Annotated in this window: 16 protein-coding genes and 2 pseudogenes; 6 read left to right on the top strand and 12 right to left on the bottom strand. The window is 73.8% G+C overall.

All coding sequences use genetic code 11. The features are described 5' to 3' along the window. Both C4J65_RS27470 and C4J65_RS27475 read right to left on the bottom strand, forming a co-directional pair. On the bottom strand, nucleotides 1-1,320 hold the full coding sequence (locus tag C4J65_RS27470) for a DUF692 domain-containing protein (protein WP_115744793.1): 1,320 nt from the start codon (nucleotides 1,318-1,320) through the stop codon (nucleotides 1-3). A 137-nt stretch (nucleotides 1,321-1,457) separates the two neighbouring features. Then, nucleotides 1,458-2,219 carry a peptidyl-tRNA hydrolase gene (locus tag C4J65_RS27475; protein WP_115744794.1) on the bottom strand — a complete coding sequence of 254 codons (762 nt, stop codon included), beginning with the start codon at nucleotides 2,217-2,219 and terminating at the stop codon, nucleotides 1,458-1,460. A 44-nt stretch (nucleotides 2,220-2,263) separates the two neighbouring features. Between C4J65_RS27475 and C4J65_RS27480 the strand changes: the two genes are divergently transcribed. After that, nucleotides 2,264-3,118, top strand: coding sequence for an ATP-binding cassette domain-containing protein (locus tag C4J65_RS27480; RefSeq protein ID WP_115744795.1), 855 nt, complete (start codon nucleotides 2,264-2,266; stop codon nucleotides 3,116-3,118). Further along, nucleotides 3,115-3,789: an ABC transporter gene (locus C4J65_RS27485; protein ID WP_115744796.1), complete on the top strand. Its 675-nt coding sequence runs from the start codon at nucleotides 3,115-3,117 to the stop codon at nucleotides 3,787-3,789. Before C4J65_RS27480 ends, C4J65_RS27485 begins: the two co-directional genes overlap by 4 nt. Here the strand turns inward: C4J65_RS27485 and C4J65_RS27490 are convergent. The 9 genes and pseudogenes from C4J65_RS27490 to zapE form a co-directional block, all read right to left on the bottom strand. Next, entirely contained in the window at nucleotides 3,781-4,008 is a 228-nt protein-coding gene (locus C4J65_RS27490) for a hypothetical protein (protein ID WP_115744797.1), read from the bottom strand. The genes C4J65_RS27485 and C4J65_RS27490 overlap by 9 nt on opposite strands. 17 nt (nucleotides 4,009-4,025) lie before the next feature. Further along, entirely contained in the window at nucleotides 4,026-4,892 is an 867-nt protein-coding gene (locus C4J65_RS27495) for a polysaccharide deacetylase family protein (protein ID WP_115744798.1), read from the bottom strand. 90 nt (nucleotides 4,893-4,982) lie between these two features. After that, the gene (locus tag C4J65_RS27500) at nucleotides 4,983-6,506 is read right to left on the bottom strand and encodes an FAD-dependent oxidoreductase (RefSeq protein ID WP_162833385.1); all 1,524 of its coding nucleotides are present in this window, start codon (nucleotides 6,504-6,506) and stop codon (nucleotides 4,983-4,985) included. Nucleotides 6,507-6,575: 69 nt separating this feature from the next. Further along, nucleotides 6,576-7,973 (bottom strand): PhoX family protein, encoded by a 1,398-nt coding sequence (locus tag C4J65_RS27505; protein WP_115744800.1) that lies wholly within the window; start codon nucleotides 7,971-7,973, stop codon nucleotides 6,576-6,578. 89 nt (nucleotides 7,974-8,062) lie between these two features. After that, nucleotides 8,063-8,851 carry a slipin family protein gene (locus tag C4J65_RS27510; RefSeq protein ID WP_115744801.1) on the bottom strand — a complete coding sequence of 263 codons (789 nt, stop codon included), beginning with the start codon at nucleotides 8,849-8,851 and terminating at the stop codon, nucleotides 8,063-8,065. A 101-nt stretch (nucleotides 8,852-8,952) separates the two neighbouring features. After that, nucleotides 8,953-10,059, bottom strand: a pseudogene (locus tag C4J65_RS27515) (SulP family inorganic anion transporter); the annotation flags it as partial. Next, nucleotides 10,034-10,466 (bottom strand): annotated as a pseudogene (locus C4J65_RS27520) (carbonic anhydrase); the annotation flags it as partial. The pseudogenes C4J65_RS27515 and C4J65_RS27520, both read right to left, overlap by 26 nt. A gap of 92 nt (nucleotides 10,467-10,558) precedes the next feature. After that, nucleotides 10,559-10,960, bottom strand: coding sequence for a hypothetical protein (locus C4J65_RS27525; protein WP_115744802.1), 402 nt, complete (start codon nucleotides 10,958-10,960; stop codon nucleotides 10,559-10,561). A 210-nt stretch (nucleotides 10,961-11,170) separates the two neighbouring features. Beyond that, nucleotides 11,171-12,283 (bottom strand): cell division protein ZapE, encoded by a 1,113-nt coding sequence (zapE, locus tag C4J65_RS27530; protein WP_162833386.1) that lies wholly within the window; start codon nucleotides 12,281-12,283, stop codon nucleotides 11,171-11,173. Between the two features lie 349 nt (nucleotides 12,284-12,632). On the opposite strand from zapE, the gene C4J65_RS27535 reads away from it, so the two are divergent. The 4 genes from C4J65_RS27535 (at nucleotide 12,633) to msrB (ending at nucleotide 16,017) form a co-directional block, all read left to right on the top strand. Further along, the gene (locus C4J65_RS27535; RefSeq protein ID WP_115744804.1) at nucleotides 12,633-13,430 is read left to right on the top strand and encodes a pyrimidine reductase family protein; all 798 of its coding nucleotides are present in this window, start codon (nucleotides 12,633-12,635) and stop codon (nucleotides 13,428-13,430) included. A gap of 216 nt (nucleotides 13,431-13,646) precedes the next feature. Then, nucleotides 13,647-14,120, top strand: coding sequence for an indole-3-glycerol phosphate synthase (locus C4J65_RS27540; protein ID WP_205351070.1), 474 nt, complete (start codon nucleotides 13,647-13,649; stop codon nucleotides 14,118-14,120). A gap of 73 nt (nucleotides 14,121-14,193) precedes the next feature. Next, nucleotides 14,194-15,582: a UDP-N-acetylmuramate--L-alanine ligase gene (gene murC / locus C4J65_RS27545; RefSeq protein WP_115744806.1), complete on the top strand. Its 1,389-nt coding sequence runs from the start codon at nucleotides 14,194-14,196 to the stop codon at nucleotides 15,580-15,582. 27 nt (nucleotides 15,583-15,609) lie between these two features. Next, nucleotides 15,610-16,017 carry a peptide-methionine (R)-S-oxide reductase MsrB gene (msrB, locus tag C4J65_RS27550; protein ID WP_115744807.1) on the top strand — a complete coding sequence of 136 codons (408 nt, stop codon included), beginning with the start codon at nucleotides 15,610-15,612 and terminating at the stop codon, nucleotides 16,015-16,017. 27 nt (nucleotides 16,018-16,044) lie between these two features. On the opposite strand, the gene C4J65_RS27555 is transcribed toward msrB, so the two are convergent. Continuing rightward, nucleotides 16,045-16,488 carry a hypothetical protein gene (locus C4J65_RS27555; protein ID WP_115744808.1) on the bottom strand — a complete coding sequence of 148 codons (444 nt, stop codon included), beginning with the start codon at nucleotides 16,486-16,488 and terminating at the stop codon, nucleotides 16,045-16,047. Between the last annotated feature and the right edge of the window lie 300 nt (nucleotides 16,489-16,788).

The following is a 16,788-nucleotide window of genomic DNA, read 5'->3' on the forward strand; positions in this document are numbered from 1 at the left end:
TCAGCGGCGCAGCAGAACACGCCTGGTCGCACGGGCCAGCCGGGCCCCGGGTCGTGCCGACCGCGGCACCGGTCCCGACCGCTCCAGCCACCACTCCCGCAACTCCCGCCGCACCCCCGGGTCATCGCCTTCCCCCGGCGCCGTCCGCAGTACGTGTTCGACGAAGCCGAGGGCGTCCCGCCGGTAGCCGCCGGTCATCGGACACCCCTGTGCGTAGGCGAGGAAGGCGGGGCGGTACCGCGCGCCCAGGAGCACCGGCAGTTCGGGCGCGACCTTCGCGACCACGTCGGCCCGCTTCCCGGCCAGCGCCCGCGCCTGCACCCCCAGCCGCACCCGGTCGAACCCCTCGGGCGCCGGTGTCCCCGCGACCAGCGCGGACAGCAGCGCGGCCTGCGCGAGCCCGAGCCGCTGCCGTACGGCGTCGTCGGCGCCGTAGCCCGCATCGGTACCGGTGCGCGGGGTGCGGGCGGCCGCTCCGGTCCCGGTGGCCGCCGCCCGGCCCTTCTCCACGGCGGCGCGGATCGCCTCCACCTCACCCCGCAACTCGTCGCCGTCGGGGAAGTTCTCGTCCCGCTCCAGCAGCACGCCCGGCGGCGCGACGCGCGCGGCGAGGTCGGTCAGGATGTCCAGCACCGGCCGCGCGACGGGGTGGGCGTGGCTGTCGTGCCAGACTCCGTCCCGCTCGAAGCCGCCCGCGACGTGGACGTAGGCGATGGCCTCCAGGGGCAGCTCGGCGAGCGCCTCGGCCGGGTCCTCACCCAGGTTCACGTGGTTGGTGTGCAGGTTCGCCACGTCGATCAGCAGCCGCACTCCGGTCCGGTCGGCCAACTCGTACAGGAACTGCCCCTCCGTCAGCTCCTCCTCCGGCCACGAGACGAGCGCGGCGATGTTCTCCACGGCCAGCGGTACGGGCAGCGCGGCCTGCGCGACGCGCACGTTCTCGCACAGCACGTCGAGGGCGTCACGCGTGCGCGGCACGGGCAGCAGGTGCCCCGCCTCCAGCGGCGGCGACGCGGTCAGCGCCCCGCCCGCGCGCACGAACGCGATGTGCTCGGTGACCAGCGGCGACCCGAGCACCTCGGCCCGCTCGGCCAGCGCCGCCAGCCGCCCCGGGTCCGGCCGGTCCGCGCCGCCGAGCCCGAGCGAGACCCCGTGCGGCACGACGGTCACCCCGCGCTCGCGCAGTCGCAGCAGCGAGTCGGGCAGATGCCCGGGACACAGGTTCTCGGACACGGCCTCGACCCACTCGATGCCGGGCATCTCCTCGACGGCGTCCGCGATCTCCGGTCGCCATCCGATGCCGGTGCCCAGTCGTCGCATGGCCGATCCCTCCGTCCGCGTCGTCATGACCGGGGTATCGCCCGTGTGGCCGGGCCCGAACCCCGCGGAGAGCGTCTTCAGAGCAACATTTGAGGTTCCCGGGCCGCTCCGGGCACCGGCTGGTTCGGCTCCGCCGGCTACGGGCGCGCCCGCCGCAGCGCCGGATGGTCCGCCACCACCGTGCACGAACCCGGCGCGATCTCCGTGAACCCGGCGTCCCGCACCACCGGCAGGCCGCCGGTGGTGAGGCCGGTCCAGCGGGCCGGATCCGCGGTGCGCACCGACAGCGGGAAGCCCGCGTCGCGCCACGCCGTCCGCTCGCCGTCGGACAGCTCCCACCAGGCGAGCTGCGCACCGTGGCCCGCCTGGGCCATCGCCTTGCCCGCCGACATGTCCAGGTCGGGGTTGAGCCAGAGCACCGGCGCGGTGGGGTCGGCGTCGACCGGCGGCTCGGGGTCGTCGAGGTCGGTGCCGGAGACCTGGAGGCGGGCCAGGTCCTTGGGCCAGCCGTCCAACGGGACCGGCGGGAAGACCCGCACCTCGGCGTTCTTGCCGGTGACCGTGATGCCGGGCAGCGCCTCGGCCCGCCGCCACTCGGCGCCGCGGGCCCGGCGCACGACCTTGCGGATGCGGGCGTCCTGCCAGTCCCGCATCGCCCGCGCCCACGCGCCGTCACCGGTCGACCGCTCGTCGCCGAGCATCACCAGCACCGCCCGGGCCGCGGTCTCCAGCGCGTCGGTACGGGACGGCGGGGCCGCCCGCTCGATGCGCACCACGAGCGGCAGCACGAACTGCGGCGCGAGGTCGCGGTCGCCGGGCTCGGGACGGAAGGGACTGTCGGGAACAGGGGCGGGGGCGGGAACGGGGGCGGGGACGGGTGCCGTCGGGTCGTTGCTCACGTCCTACAGTCTGCCAACCCGCGCGCCTGGGAGAGTATGGCCCCATGCGACGCGAGCTACGGCTGGACGGCGTGGGCCGCCGCTACGGCCTGCGCGGCCCCTGGGTGCTGCGCGGGGTCGAACTGGGCGTGCCGCCCGGCGCCCTCGTCCGCGTCGAGGGCGCCAACGGCACCGGCAAGTCGACCCTGCTGCGCCTGCTCGCCGGGATCGACGCCCCCACCGAGGGCCGGGTCACCGGCCGCCCGCGCACCGCCTACGTCCCCGAACGCTTCCCGCCCGCCCTGCCCTTCACCGCCGTCCAGTACCTCACCCACCTCGGCACCGTCCACGGGCTGTCCCGCCGGGCGGCGGCCCGTGCCGCCGGGCACTGGCTGGAGCGGCTGGGGGCCGCCGGGTACGCCGACACGCAGCTCTCCCGGCTCTCCAAGGGCAGCAGCCAGAAGGTGGCGGTGGCCCAGGCGCTGCTCGCCGAGCCGGAGCTGCTCGTCCTCGACGAGGCGTGGACGGGGCTCGACGCCGACGCCCGGGGGGAGTTGGAGCGGGCGGTCGCCGAACGGACCGCGGCCGGCGGTGCCGTGGTCTTCGTCGACCACGATCCGCGCCGCCTGGCCGACGCGCCCGACGCCGTGTACGCCGTGCGCGACGGCACCCTGCACCGCCGTACCGGACCCGCCCCGGTGTCCGCGGGGCCGCGGGTCGTCGTGCGGGCGCGGGGGCCGGCCGGTGCCGTCCTCCCCGCCGACGTGCACCGCGTGGCCTCCTCGGCCGAGGAGACCGGCCCCGGCTGCCACACGCTCACCGTCCCCGCCTCGCACTCCGACGTCGTGCTGCGCACACTCCTGACGGCCCGGCCGCCCTGGCACGTGGTGGCCGTGCACGACCCGGAGGACCACCGATGACCGCTCTCCTGCGCTACCAGACGGCCCTCCTGCTGCGCTCCCAGCGCTGGCTCCCGCCCGTCGTCCTGTACGCCGCCGCGCTCGGCATCGGCGTGCAGGGCGGGCAGCCGGTGCTCGACTCGCTGGGCTGGGCGGCGGCCGTGCTGCTGCCGGTCGCGGCCTGGCTGGTGCGGATCTGCGTCACGTCCGAGCCGCCCGCCGCGCGGGGCTGCGTGTCGGCGGCGCGCGGTCCCGCGCGGGCCCACCTGGCCCCCGTGCTCGTGGCGCTGGCCGCCGCGGTCGTCCTGGGTGCGGTGGCGACCGTCGTCGTGACGCTGATCAGTGACCCGGTCAGTACCGGTCGCGGCACGCGCGTACCCCTGCTCCCGGCGGCCGGTGCCGGACTGCTCGCCGCGCTGGTGTGCGCCCTGCTCGGCACCGCCGTCGGCGCGCTCACCGCCTGGCCGGTGCTGCGCTCGCCCGGACGTGCGGTCCCCGCCCTGCTGCTGGCGGCCCTGCTGGCGCTGGTGGCGTCGGGATCCCCGGCGCGGGCTGCGGTCAGCGGCCTGGTCACCGGGTCGAGGTCCGGCGCGGTCCCGCTGCCGCTGCTGCCGCTGGCCGGGGCGGCGGTCATCGCCGCGGGCGCGGTCGCCGTGGCCTGTGTGCTCAGCTCGCGCAGGCCGTCAGCCTGAGCAGGCCGTGCGCTGGGCCTCCTGCCACTCGCAGACCGGGCAGAGCGTGATGCCCTTGTACGACTCGGGGTACTCCGTGGGCTCCCGGCACTGCACGCACTCGGCGTACGGCGGGCCGTCGGCCCTGGGCGGCCGGGGCGCCGTGTCGATCAGGCAGTAGCCGCCGGGCTCGCAGCCGGCGCCGTCCGGCTCCGATTCGTGGTCGTGGTCGCTGTCCATGTCTCCAGCCTAGGACGTCAGGCGCGCCCGTTCGCGGCGCCGATCAGCTGCGAGACCTTCACGAAGCGGTAGCCCTGGCGGCGCAGCTCCGGCACCACCGCCCGCACCACCTCCTCGGTCACCGGGGCGGCGCTGCGCGTGCAGTGCATGACGACGACCGACCCCGGCCGCACCCCGTCGAGCACCTGCCGGGTCACCGCGTCGGCGTCCGTCGCGAAGGCGTCCCCGCTCACCACGTCCCACTGCACGGCGGTGACCCCGGTGGCCGACAGCTCCTCGAGGGCCGCCTTGTCGTAGCAGCCGCCGGGGAAGCGGAAGTACGGCATCGGGTTCGGCACCCCGGCCTTCTCGAACGCCGTGTACGCCCGCTCCAGGTCCGAGCGCATGCGGTCCTTGGAGACGGTGGGCAGGCCGTAGCAGTCGTCGGTGTAGGCGTAGTGGCTGTAGGAGTGGTTGGCGATCTCGAACCGCGGGTCCCGGCCGATCGAGCGGGCCTCGTCCGGGTACTCCTCGGCCCAGCGGCCGGTCATGAACACCGTGGCCGGCACCTTCAGCTCCCGCAGCGCCGCGATCAGCCCCGGGTTGTCGAACCGCTCGCCCGACGCCGCCCGCGGCCCCTGGTCGGCGGTCATGTCGGCGTCGAAGGTGAGGGCGACCTGCTTGCCGTCCTTGGTGCCGCCCGTGCGCGGGCCGTGCTCGAAGACGGGCGTCAGACCCGCGGGGCCGGGGGCGAGGGTGGGCGTCCGGGCGGACGAGGAGGAGGGGGACGGGGCGGGGGCGGTGGGTGCCGGGCGGGGGGTCTGGTCGGCCCCGGTGGTTCCGCAGGCGGCGAGGGCGGCGCCCAGGACACAGAGCGCGGTGGCACGTCGTACGAGAGTGATCACCGTACGAACGTAGGAGTGGGATGTTCGGTTTGTATGACTATGAGGGGTGACGTGCCGCCTCGGTCACCCGCCCGGCTCAGATCCCGGGCGTCAGATGTCCCGCCGCTCCAGCGGCTTGGTCGCCGGGCCCTCCAGCACCTTGCCGTCCGTGCCGAAGCGGGAGCCGTGGCAGGGGCACTCCCAGGCGCGTTCGGCCGCGTTGAAGTCGACCAGGCAGCCCAGGTGGGTGCAGCGCGGCGAGACGGCGTGCAGGGCGCCCTCCTCGTCCCGGTAGACCGCGACCCGGTCGCCGCCCGCCCGGACCACCGCGCCCTCGCCCGGCGGCAGCGCCTCCACCGGCGGAGTGGGCCGCAGCCGGTCGCCGACGAAGTGCCGGGCCACCTCGGCCTGCGTCTTGAGCAACGCGGGCGCCTCACGCACCGCCGTGCGCAGTCGGCGCGGGTCGTACAGCCCGCTCCACGCGCACTCCTCGCCGGTGATCTGCGCGGTGAGCAGCCGGCCCGACATCATGCCGCCGCTCAGACCCCAGCCGCCGAAGCCGGTGGCGACGTACGTGTGGTGCGCGCCCGGGTGCAGCGGGCCGACCATCGGCACGGTGTCGGTGGGGTCGATGTCCTGGGTGGCCCAGGCATGGGTGCGCTCGACGCCGGGGAAGTGCTCGTCCGCCCAGGCGGCGAGGGTCTCGAAGCGCTCGCGGGTGTCGCCCGTGCCGGGGGTGAAGTGCTCGCCGGTGACGACGAGCAGGCGGCGGCCCGCGTCGGCCAGCGGTGCCGTGCGCACCGAGCGGGTGTTCTCCTCCGGCGTGATGTACATACCGTCGACGTCGCGGTCCGCCTCGACGGTCCCGGCGACGACCAGTTCGCGGCGCGGGGAGAGGCGGGCGAAGAGCAGGGCCCGGTCGAAGATCGGATAGTGGGTGGCCACCACGACGTCCCGGGCGGTGACCGTCGCCCCCGCCTCCGTCCTCACCCGGCACGGCTCGCTCTCGTCCAGACCCTGGACGGTGGTGCCCTCGAAGATCCGCCCGCCGCGCGCCTCCAGGTCCGCGGCGAGGGCCAGCAGGTACTTGACGGGGTGGAGCTGGGCCTGCCCGGTCACCTTCACGGCGCCCGCCACCGGGAACGGCAGCCCGGTCTCCGTCACGAACGACGCGGGCAGCCCCGCCTCCTCGGCCGCGGCCGCCTCGGCGCGCAGCTCGTCCACGCGGCCCGGGTCGCGGACGTACGTGTAGGCGTCCCGGGTCTCCCAGTCGCAGTCGATGCCCAGCTCGGCGACGATCCCGGCGGCGTGCTCGATCGCCTCGGACTGCGAGCGGGCGTACAGCCGGGCGCCCTCGGGGCCGCGCGTGCGGCGCAGCCTGTCGTAGACCAGGGTGTGCAGGACGGTCAGCTTGGCGCTGGTGTACCCGGTGACCCCGGCGGCGACCCGCCCGGCCTCCAGCACCGCCACGCTCCGCCCGGCCCGGGTCAGCTCCCAGGCCGAGCTGAGCCCGGCGACACCGGCGCCGATCACGGCGACGTCGACGTCGAGATCCTCCGCGAGCGCGGGGCGGGCCGCGCCGCCCGGTGCCGTCTGAAGCCAGTACGAGTCGCTGACCTGCACGTTCTGAGTCATGCGGCCCGGGTACCCCATGGTCGCGGCTTCAGTGACCGGACGGCGCGCCCCGCCCGCGTCCCCGGGCCGCTACTTGCGCCAGGGCCCCGTCACCGCGAAGGTGGTGCCCGGCGTGTAGCAGTTGACGTACATCGTGTCGCCGTCGGGGGAGAAGGTGACACCGGCGAACTCACCCCACTCCGGCTCCTCCTCCGTCCCGATGTTCTGGGCGCCGCGGGCCATCGCGTACACCTCGCCGCGCCGGGTCACGCCGAAGACGTGCTGGGCGCCGTTTCCGTCCTCGCAGACCATCAGGCCACCGCTGGGGGCCAGGCAGATGTTGTCGGGGGACTCGCCCGGCAGCTGGAGGTCGGTGTCCGGACCGAAGACGATCACCAGGGTGAGGCGCCGCCGCTCGGGGTCGTAGCGCCAGATCTGGCCGTAGTGGTCGGCCGCCGAGCCCTCGTCGCTGTGGGCGAAGGACGACACGAAGTACACGCTCCGCCCGCCCCAGTAGCAGCCCTCCAGCTTCTGCGCGTGGGTGATGCCGCCCCGGCCGAAGTCCTGGAAGCGGATGGGCGTCCCGGCCGCCAGCGGGTCGGGCACGTCCACCCATTCGATGCGGTCGAAGGTCGCGCCCGTCTCCTGGATCGAGGACAGGTCGGGCACTCCGGGCACGCGCATCGCCTGGAGCCTGCCGCCCGCCCGAAGCGAGCCCCGGCCGCCCAGCGGCTTCTCGGGCAGGAACCGGTAGAAGAGGCCGAACGGCCGCTCGAAGGCGTCCTCCGTCTCGTAGACGACCCCGCGCCGCGGGTCGACGGCGATCGCCTCGTGCTGGAAGCGGCCCATCGCGGTCAGCGGCACCGCCCCGGTGCGGTGCGGGTCGACCGGGTCGACCTCGAAGATGAAGCCGTGGTCCTTGGTGTAGCCCTTGGTCCCGGCCTTGTCCTCGGTCTCCTCGCAGGTCAGCCAGGTGTGCCAGGGGGTGGGACCGCCCGCGCAGTTGACGGCCGTACCGGCGATCGCGACCCGCTCGGACAGGACGTGGTTGCGGGAGTCCAGCTCCAGCGCCGTACAGCCGCCCTTGCCCTCCGGGTCGTAGGTGAGGCCCTCGACCGTCGGGACGGGGACGCGGCCGTCCTCGCGGTTCTCGTGGTTGCGGACGAGGTGGGTGGTGCGGCCGTGTCTGCCGGAGGAACGCCCCGGGAAGGCGGACATGCCGTCGTGGTTGGAGGGCACCGGGCCCTCCCCGGAGCGCAGCCGGTCGCCCTCGCGGGACAGCACCCGGTAGCGGAAGCCCTTGGGCAGGTCCAGCAGCCCGTCGGGGTCGGGGACCAGGGGGCCGTAGCCGGTGTGGCCGAGGGACTGGGCGGCGGCGGTGCCGGTGAAGAGTTCGGAGAGGGCGCCGGTGAAGGCGATGCCTGCGCCCAGGGCTCCGGTACGGGCGAGCACCTGGCGGCGGGTCGCCGCGCTGTGGGACGTGGACATGGGGAAACCTTCCTGCTGGCGGACAGGACTGTGACCCCGCTGTGTCTATCACCTGCCAGGAGTCCCGGGAACCACGCGCGTAGCTCGTGTCACCGCTCGACCGGGTGATCGACCGGGTGCTCCTGCGCCCTCTCCAGGAACCGCAGCAGCTCCACGGGGAAGGGCAGCACCAGGGTGGAGTTCTTCTCGGCGGCCACCGCCACGACCGTCTGGAGCAACCGCAGTTGCAGGGCCGCGGGCGTCTCGGACATCTCCCGGGCCGCCTCCGCGAGCACCTTCGACGCCTGCAGTTCGGCGTCGGCGTTGATCACCCGGGCGCGCCGCTCCCGGTCCGCCTCGGCCTGGCGGGCCATCGAGCGCTTCATGGTGTCCGGCAGGGACACGTCCTTGATCTCGACCCGGTCGATCTGCACGCCCCAGCCGACCGCGGGACTGTCGATCATCAGCTCAAGCCCCTGGTTCAGCTTCTCCCGGTCGGACAGCAGATCGTCCAGATCGCTCTTGCCGATGATGGAGCGCAGCGAGGTCTGGGCCATCTGCGAGACGGCGAACCGGAAGTCCTCGACCCGGACCAGCGCGTTGGCCGCGTCGACCACCTTGAAGTACACGACCGCGTCCACCCGCACCGTGACGTTGTCGCGGGTGATGCCCTCCTGGGCGGGCACGGGCAGCGTGATGATCTGCATGTTCACCTTGTGCAGCCGGTCCACGAACGGCACGATCATCGTGAACCCGGGACCGCGCGCCTGCCCCGCGAGCCGTCCGAGCCGGAAGACCACCCCGCGCTCGTACTGCTTGACGACCCGTGCCGCCGAGGCGACGTACAGGACGCCCGCGCTGCCGACGGCGGCGGCCGCGGTCAGAAGCTCCTGGACCATGACGACCTCCTCGCTCGGAGGACGGTTTTCACCCTTACTGTCACGATAGGCCCGCCGCCGGGCCGGGGGCCATGCCCCGGGGCCCGGCGGCGGACTCCCCGCTACACCCCGGCCTTCTCCGGTTCCGTGACCTTCACCGGATCCGTGCCGGTGGCGCTGTGCCGTTCGGCCCAGTTCTCCAGGGCCGTGCGGCAGGCGTGGTCCAGGTGGTGCAGCCCGGACAGGTCCAGCTCGACCGGGCGGTCCTGCGGCAGCGCCTCCAGGCCCTCCAGGATCTTCGGCAGCCGCAGGAAGGTCGCGTTGCCGGTCAGATGGGCCTGGACGGGGCCCGCGCCCTTGTCGACGATCTCCAGCTTGAGGTGCGAGGCCTCCCAGGCGGTCTTGACCACGGACAGGGCCAGACCGATCAGCACCCCCTCGAACATGTTGACCGCGACGATCGAGACGGCCGTGACCACCAGGATCAGCGCCTCGCCCCGGTGGTCGCGCCACAGCGGCAGGATGCTGCGGAACGGGATCAGCTTCCAGCCCGCGTGCACCAGGATGCCCGCCAGCGCGGGCAGCGGGATCAGGCCCAGTACGGACGGCAGCAGCGCCGCGAACAGCAGCAGCCACACACCGTGCAGCACCCGGGACGCCTTGGTGCGGGCCCCCGCGGCCACGTTGGCGGAGCTGCGCACGATGACCGCGGTCATCGGCAGCGCGCCGAGGACGCCGCACACGGTGTTGCCCGCGCCCTGCGCCATCAGCTCCTTGTCGTACTCGGTGCGCGGCCCGTCGTGCAGCCGGTCCACCGCCGCGGCGCTGAACAGGCTCTCCGCCGAGGCGATCAGTGTGAAGGCGACGATCGTGCCGAGCAGGCCCACGCTCGCCAGCTCGCCGAAGGCGTCGGCGCCGGGCGGCTGGATCACGTCCAGCAGGCCGCTCACCTCGACGGTCGCGACCGACAGTCCGAACGCCGCCGTGATGGCCGTGGCCAGACCGACCGCGGCCAGCGCCCCCGGCACGGTCCGCGCCCGCTTCGGCAGCCGCTTCCACAGCACCATCACGGCGACGGTGCCCGCGCCCAGGGCGAGCGAGGTCAGCGCCTCGGTGCTGCCCAGCGCGTCGGCGGCGGCCCCGGGCAGCCCGGTGAGCAGTCTCTAGGAACGGTAGGAGCGCAGGCGTAGTGACTGCGCGAGGGATGCGGTGCTGTACGGCCTCGGTGACCAACGGGTTGGCGGGGTCGCACGGTTCCAACTCTCCTGCCGCCGTGCGCCGGCCAGTCCCGTACGGCGGGCACGGCGGTCAGGTCGTCGCCGCGCACCAGCGCGCCGACGGCGCCGCAGTGCGAGTGGCCGCAGACCACGATGTCGCCGACGCCGAGGACCTGGACGGCGTACTCGACGGTGGCCGCCTCGCCGGAGGGGTGCTCGGTTCCGTAGGGCGGGACGATGTTGCCCGCGGTGCGCAGTTCGAAGAGCTGGCCGGGCCGGGCGCCCGTGATCAGGGCGGGCACCACCCGGGAGTCGGAGCAGGTGATGAACAGGACGTCGGGCGACTGGCCTTCGGCGTGCCCGGTGAACTCCTCAGGGCGCTGTCCGAACGTACGGGCGTTGTCGATGAGGGGTTGCATGATGCGGTTTCCTCCTGGCGCGCCGTGGGGGCGCGTCGGACGGGTGGGACAGAGGTGGGGGATGTGCCGGTGGTCCGGTCCGGTCCGGTCCGTCAGCAGCGGAAGACCTGGAGCGCCGCGGGGGCGTGGTCCGTCGTGGATCTCGGCCGGTGCTCGGTGGCACGGCCGGACGTGACGGAGTCGGGCGCCTGCGGGGTGGTCTGCCGCGCCAGCGGGTGGCGAGGGGTGCCGGACTGCGGTGCGGCGGTGGTGCGGTGGCGGTCGCGGACGCGCGGCTCGGTGGTCGGCCCGCCCGGGTGACCGCCCTCGCGGCAGGTGACGGTCTCGTCGTGCGGCACCGTGCCGGAGGGGATGGTTCCGGGACGGGCGTGGGCCACGGCTTCACCGCTTGTATGCGCGGATGCGAAGGACGCGGTGGGAGCGAAGAACTGGAGCGCGAACAGGACGGGGGCGAGGGTCGCGACCACGGTGCGGGCCGCCGTACGTCGGTGCACGGGGCCCCCTCCCAGGCGGTTCCTGCCGCTCGCACATGCCGGGGACAGGTCAATGCCCGGCAAAAGCACGGTCAATGCATGGTCAATGCGCGGTCAATGCGCGGTCAAGAAACACGTTAACCCTGCAAAGGACTTTGCAGGGTTAACGGGGCGTTACGTGCCGGAGAGAGCCTCAAAATGGCGGCTGGGTTGGCGGGAACCGACCGTTCCTCAGGGCGTGTCCACCAGCCGCGCCGCGTCCCGGGCCAGTGCGGTGAGCCGGGAGATCGCCCGGAAGTACTTCTTGCGGTACCCGCCCTTCAGCATCTCCTCGCCGAACAGCCGGTCGAAGGGCAGCCCGGCGGCCAGGACGGGCACCTCGCGGTCGTAGAGCCGGTCCGCGAGCACCACGAGCCGCAGCGCCGTCGACTGGTCCGGTACCGGGTGCACGCCGGTGAGGCACACCGCCGTCAGACCGTCGGTCAGGGCGCCGTAGCGGCTGGGGTGGACGCGGGCGAGATGGTCGAGGAGGGCGGCGAAGTCGTCCAGGGAGGCACCCTCGGTGGCCCGCGCCGCCCGGGTCACCTGCTCGTCGGAGTACGGCGCCGGGGCCTCGGGCAGACCGCGGTGGCGGTAGTCCTCGCCGTCGATGCGCAGGGCGCGGAAGTGGGCGGACAGGCCCTGGATCTCGCGCAGGAAGTCGGCCGCCGCGAACCGGCCCTCGCCGAGCTTGCCCGGCAGCGTGTTGGAGGTGGCGGCGAGCGCCACACCGGCCTCCACGAGCCGGGCGAGCAGGCTGGAGACGAGGACGGTGTCGCCCGGGTCGTCCAGCTCGAACTCGTCGATGCACAGCAGACGGTGCCCGGACAGGGTCTGCACGGTCTGCTGGAAGCCGAGGGCGCCGACGAGGTTGGTCAGCTCCACGAAGGTGCCGAAGGCCTTGCGGGAGGGCTCGGCGGGGGTGGCGTGCCACAGGGAGGCCAGCAGGTGGGTCTTGCCGACGCCGTAACCGCCGTCGAGGTAGACGCCGCGGGGTCCGGCCGGGGTCTTCGGCGCCTTGCCGCGGCCCAGCCCGAAGAAGCCGCGCCTGCCGCCTCCCGTGCCGGGCGCCTCGCCCAGCCCGCCCGCGAAGTCCTCCAGGACCCGGACGGCCTCGCTCTGGCTGGGCTGGTTCGGATCCGGGATGTACGTGCCGAAGCGGACCGAGTCGAAACGGGGCGGGGGCACCATCTCGGCGACCAGGCGGTCCGCAGGGACACGGGGCTCGCGGGCGCACAGGGAGACCGTGGCCGGAGCCGTCCCGGTTATCGGAGCGGGGACGGAGGCGGGAGAGGAGGACGACACGGTACTCAATGGTAGGGCCTGCGCGGAGGGCCTCGTCGTCGGCCGGGGGGCGGGGCGGGCGGGGCACGGCGCGGGCGGGGATCGGGAGGCGGGGATCGGGAGGCGGGCCACGGGAGGCGGGCCACGGGAGGCGGGGCGCGGGAGGCGGGGCACGGGAGGCGGGGCGCGGGAGGCGGGGCACGGTGCCGGGTGCCCGTGCGGCGGGACGCTGCGGTGGTGGGTCCCGGGGGACGCCGGGCGGCGCGGTGGCCGGCGCGGGTTCGGCGCCGTGGGTGCGGTGTGCATGTGGGGGTGGGCAGGGCTCCGGCCTGCGCGGTTGGGGTGGCGGGTGCGTGGAACACTGCACCCCATGCGACGCCTGTTCCCCGTGTCCCCCGTGACCGATCCGACCGCCGGCCCGGGCGGCGGCTCCGAGACCGACCGGGAGTGGAGCCTGGCCGAGCTGGCCGCCGCCTACGCGTACCCCGAGCCGGACGGGCACCGGCGGACGTGGCTGCGGGCCAACATGGTCTCCACCCTGGACGGCGCCGCCCAGCACGACGGCCGCTCCCAGCCCATCTCCAGCGCGGCCGACATGCGGGTCTTCGGCACCCTGCGCGCACTGGCGGACGTGGTGATCGCCGGCGCCGAGACCGTACGGCAGGAGGGGTACCGCCCGGCACGCGCGCGGACGGATTTCGCCGCGGCGCGGCGGGCGGCCGGCCAGGCGCCGGTGCCGGTGATCGCGGTGGTCAGCGCGAGCCTGGAGCTGGACTTCTCCCTGCCGCTGTTCACCTCCCCGGCCGTACCCACCCTGGTCCTGACCGGCGCCGCCGCGGCCCCGGACCGTATCGCCGCCGCCGAGAAGGCCGGGGCCCGGGTGGTGATCGCCGGTGACGGCGTCGGTGTGGACCCGGCCCGTGCCCTCGGAGCGCTCGAGGAGCTGGGGCACACCCGGCTGCTGACCGAGGGCGGCCCCCGGCTGCTGGGGCAGTTCGTCACGGCCGGTGTGCTCGACGAGCTGTGCCTGACCGTCTCGCCGATGCTGACCGCGGGGGACGCACAGCGGATCGCGGGCGGACCGGCCGTCGAGATGCCGCGGCGATTCGCACTGGTGTCCCTCTTGGAGGAGGAAGGTTTCCTCTTCGGCCGGTACCGGCGCGACTAGGAGCTCCCGGGCCTGGGCGGGCGGCGGCCACCGGACGCGCGTTCGGTCGTTACCGCGCATCCGGGAATCGGCGGAATCTCCCGTTCCGTTTAGTCCGCGCCGGGCACACTGATTCCGGCAGTACCCGTGCGATCACGGGGCAGGATGGTTTCCGCAGGGTCTGGTACGGCCTACGGAGGGTGGGCCCACGGGCCCTCGAAGGAGAAGGGGCGCCTGGTGTTCACAAGCGTTTTGATGATCGAGAAGGCCCTGACGTCCGCCGACGTGGAGTTCGTCACCACCTTGCACGGGGACGAGCAGGTCGGCTTCCACGTGCTGCTCCAGCCGCGCGGCGATCAGGCGGACCGCCTGCTGCGCGCCATCGACGACGTCGCGCTCGGCGAGCTGGACGACGCCGTGCGCGAGGGGGAGACCCCGGAGGGCCGGGAGGCGCAGAGCGTCGGGGAGCGGGCCCTGGAGGTGTCCCTCACCGCCCTGCGCGCCTCCGGCGCCCAGGCCGACGGGCGACTGATCGAGGACCACCCGCTGGACGAGCTGAAGGCCCTGGCCATGGAGATCGGAGCCGACGAGGTGATCGTCCTGACCGACCCCCACTACGTGGAAGAGTTCTTCCACCGGGACTGGGCCTCCCGGGCCCGCCACAAGGTCGGCGTACCGGTCCTGAAACTCTTCTCCCACCGCAAGGCATAGGCTGGTGCCGCGCCCCCGCCGAGGGGGCGCGGCCTCAACGGATCACCAACGGACCACTCTGGGAGAACAGCGCATGGCACCCGGCCTTCCCACCGCCATGGACCGACCGCACTTCATCGGCATCGGCGGCGCCGGAATGTCGGGCATCGCCAAGATCCTCTCCCAGCGCGGCGCCGCCGTGGCGGGCAGCGACGCCAAGGAGTCCGCGACCGCCGAGGCGCTGCGCGCGCTGGGCGCCACCGTGCACATCGGGCACGCGGCGGAGCACCTCGCCGACGACGCGAGCTGCGTGGTCGTGTCCTCGGCCATCCGCGCGGACAATCCGGAGCTGGTCCGCGCCGCCGAGCTGGGCATCCCGGTCGTGCACCGCTCCGACGCCCTCGCCGCCCTGATGAACGGCCTGCGCCCCATCGCGGTGGCCGGCACCCACGGCAAGACCACCACCACCTCGATGCTGGCGGTCTCCCTGTCCGAGCTGGGCCGGAACCCGTCGTACGCGATCGGCGGCGACCTGGACGCCCCCGGCTCCAACGCCCTGCACGGCGACGGCGAGATCTTCGTCGCCGAGGCGGACGAAAGCGACCGCAGCTTCCACAAGTACGCCCCCGAGGTCGCCATCGTCCTCAACGTCGAGCTGGACCACCACGCCAACTACGCCTCGATGGACGAGATCTACGAGTCCTTCGAGACCTTCGCCGGCAAGATCGTCCCCGGCGGCGCCCTGGTGATCGCCGCCGACCACGAGGGCGCCCGGGAGCTGACCCGACGGCTGGCCGGTCAGGTGCGGACGGTGACGTACGGAGAGTCCGAGGACGCCGACGTGCGCATCCTCTCCGTCGTCCCGCAGGGCCTCAAGAGCGAGGTCACCGTCGTCATCGACGGCGCCGAGCTGACCTTCGCCGTCTCCGTCCCCGGCCGCCACTACGCCCACAACGCCGTCGCCGCCCTCGCCGCGGGCGCCGCCCTCGGCATCCCCGCCGCCGAGCTGGCCCCCGCCCTGGCCGCCTACACGGGCGTCAAGCGGCGCCTCCAGCTCAAGGGCGAGGCGGCCGGCGTCCAGGTCGTCGACTCCTACGCGCACCACCCCACCGAGATGACCGCCGACCTGGAGGCCATGCGCGCCGCGGTCGGCGACGCCCGCATCCTGGTCCTCTTCCAGCCGCACCTCTTCTCCCGCACCCAGGAGCTGGGCAAGGAGATGGGCCAGGCGCTGACCCTCGCGGACGCCTCGGTCGTCCTCGACATCTACCCGGCCCGCGAGGACCCGATCCCGGGCATCACCAGCGAGCTGATCGTCGAGGCGGCCCGCGCCGCCGGCGCGGACGTCACGCCGGTCCACGACAAGGACGCGTCGCCGGCGCTGGTCGCGGGAATGGCGAAGGCCGGTGATCTCGTTGTCACCATGGGCGCGGGCGACGTCACGGACCTCGGACCGCGCATCCTGGACGAGCTGTCGAAGTGAAGTACCTGAAGTGAGGGGCTGAGACTCATGTCGTACGACGTCGAGAAGCCGGACGAGCAGTGGCGGGCCGAGCTGGCCCCGGCCGAGTACGCCGTGCTGCGCGAGGCCGGCACGGAGCCGGCCTTCACCGGTGAGTACACCGACACCAAGACCGAGGGCGTCTACTCCTGCCGCGCCTGCGGTGCGGAGCTGTTCACCTCCACGACCAAGTTCGAGTCGCACTGCGGCTGGCCGTCCTTCTACGACCCGAGGGACACCGACGCGGTCGAGCTGATCGAGGACCGCTCCCACGGGATGGTCCGCACCGAGGTGCGCTGCGCCCGCTGCGGATCCCACCTCGGCCACGTCTTCAAGGGCGAGGGCTACCCGACCCCGACCGACCAGCGGTACTGCATCAACAGCATTTCTCTCCAACTGACGCCCGCGGGGAACTGATCCCCGGCGGACGCCGCTCGCTGCCGCTCAGTCCGTCCGATCGCGCGCCGTGTCCCCGGTCGTACGGAACGTCAGACGGGTAAAGGTGTGTCCCTGGACGACGGGGCCGCCCTGCCTGCCACCGGTGATGCTGTTGTGCACGGTGCCCGGTGGCCGGGCGGCGTAAGCGAGCTCGTCGACGAGGCGCCGGAGTTCCTCGGCCGCCCCTGGATCCTCTTCGAGGAGGCGCCGGAGCCGGAGCCGCACCGATGCGGTCACATCGGACCTGAGGTCCTCCTCCGCGGCCGTCCCGTCGGCCGCGACGAGGACGGCACGCGACTCCTCCAGCTCACCGGCCACGCCGTCGGCCCCGGTCTCGGAGCCGAAGAGCCCCACCACGCGTTGCTTCACCTGTCCCCACGCGTCGGTGACCATGAGACCTACCACCGTGGTCGCTCCGGTCCCGATCAGTGCCACGAGTTCTGCTTCCACGGGGCTCCTTCGCTTGCTTTCCGAGGGACTGCGCCCGGTGCTCGGGCTGTCCAGCGTAGGCGCGCCCCCGCGGTCCGTGCGAGGGGGCCTGGTGTCGCGGTGCCGGCTGAGCGGACGTGAACGACACGCTCGCGTACCGACGCCGGGAGGATGATGTGATGAGATTCCTCGGGTTCACCCCCGGAGCGTGCCACTGCGGCTACGTTGTGTGCTCGTCGGCGCGATCATGAACGCCGGCGTTTCGGAGATACCAGTCCAAGGAGCACGAACACAGTGAAGCGCACCTGCATCGTCCACACC

This window comes from Streptomyces sp. CB09001 (assembly GCF_003369795.1).
Taxonomy (GTDB): Bacteria; Actinomycetota; Actinomycetes; order Streptomycetales; family Streptomycetaceae; genus Streptomyces.

Coding starts and splice junctions, on each gene's coding strand:
- murC (WP_115744806.1), top strand. CDS start 14,194: ATGGCACCCGGCCTTCCCACCGCCATGGACCGACCGCACTTCATCGGC.
- C4J65_RS27490 (WP_115744797.1), bottom strand. CDS start 4,008: ATGGACAGCGACCACGACCACGAATCGGAGCCGGACGGCGCCGGCTGC.
- C4J65_RS27485 (WP_115744796.1), top strand. CDS start 3,115: ATGACCGCTCTCCTGCGCTACCAGACGGCCCTCCTGCTGCGCTCCCAG.
- C4J65_RS27480 (WP_115744795.1), top strand. CDS start 2,264: ATGCGACGCGAGCTACGGCTGGACGGCGTGGGCCGCCGCTACGGCCTG.
- C4J65_RS27470 (WP_115744793.1), bottom strand. CDS start 1,320: ATGCGACGACTGGGCACCGGCATCGGATGGCGACCGGAGATCGCGGAC.
- msrB (WP_115744807.1), top strand. CDS start 15,610: ATGTCGTACGACGTCGAGAAGCCGGACGAGCAGTGGCGGGCCGAGCTG.
- C4J65_RS27505 (WP_115744800.1), bottom strand. CDS start 7,973: ATGTCCACGTCCCACAGCGCGGCGACCCGCCGCCAGGTGCTCGCCCGT.
- C4J65_RS27535 (WP_115744804.1), top strand. CDS start 12,633: ATGCGACGCCTGTTCCCCGTGTCCCCCGTGACCGATCCGACCGCCGGC.
- C4J65_RS27500 (WP_162833385.1), bottom strand. CDS start 6,506: ATGACTCAGAACGTGCAGGTCAGCGACTCGTACTGGCTTCAGACGGCA.
- C4J65_RS27510 (WP_115744801.1), bottom strand. CDS start 8,851: ATGGTCCAGGAGCTTCTGACCGCGGCCGCCGCCGTCGGCAGCGCGGGC.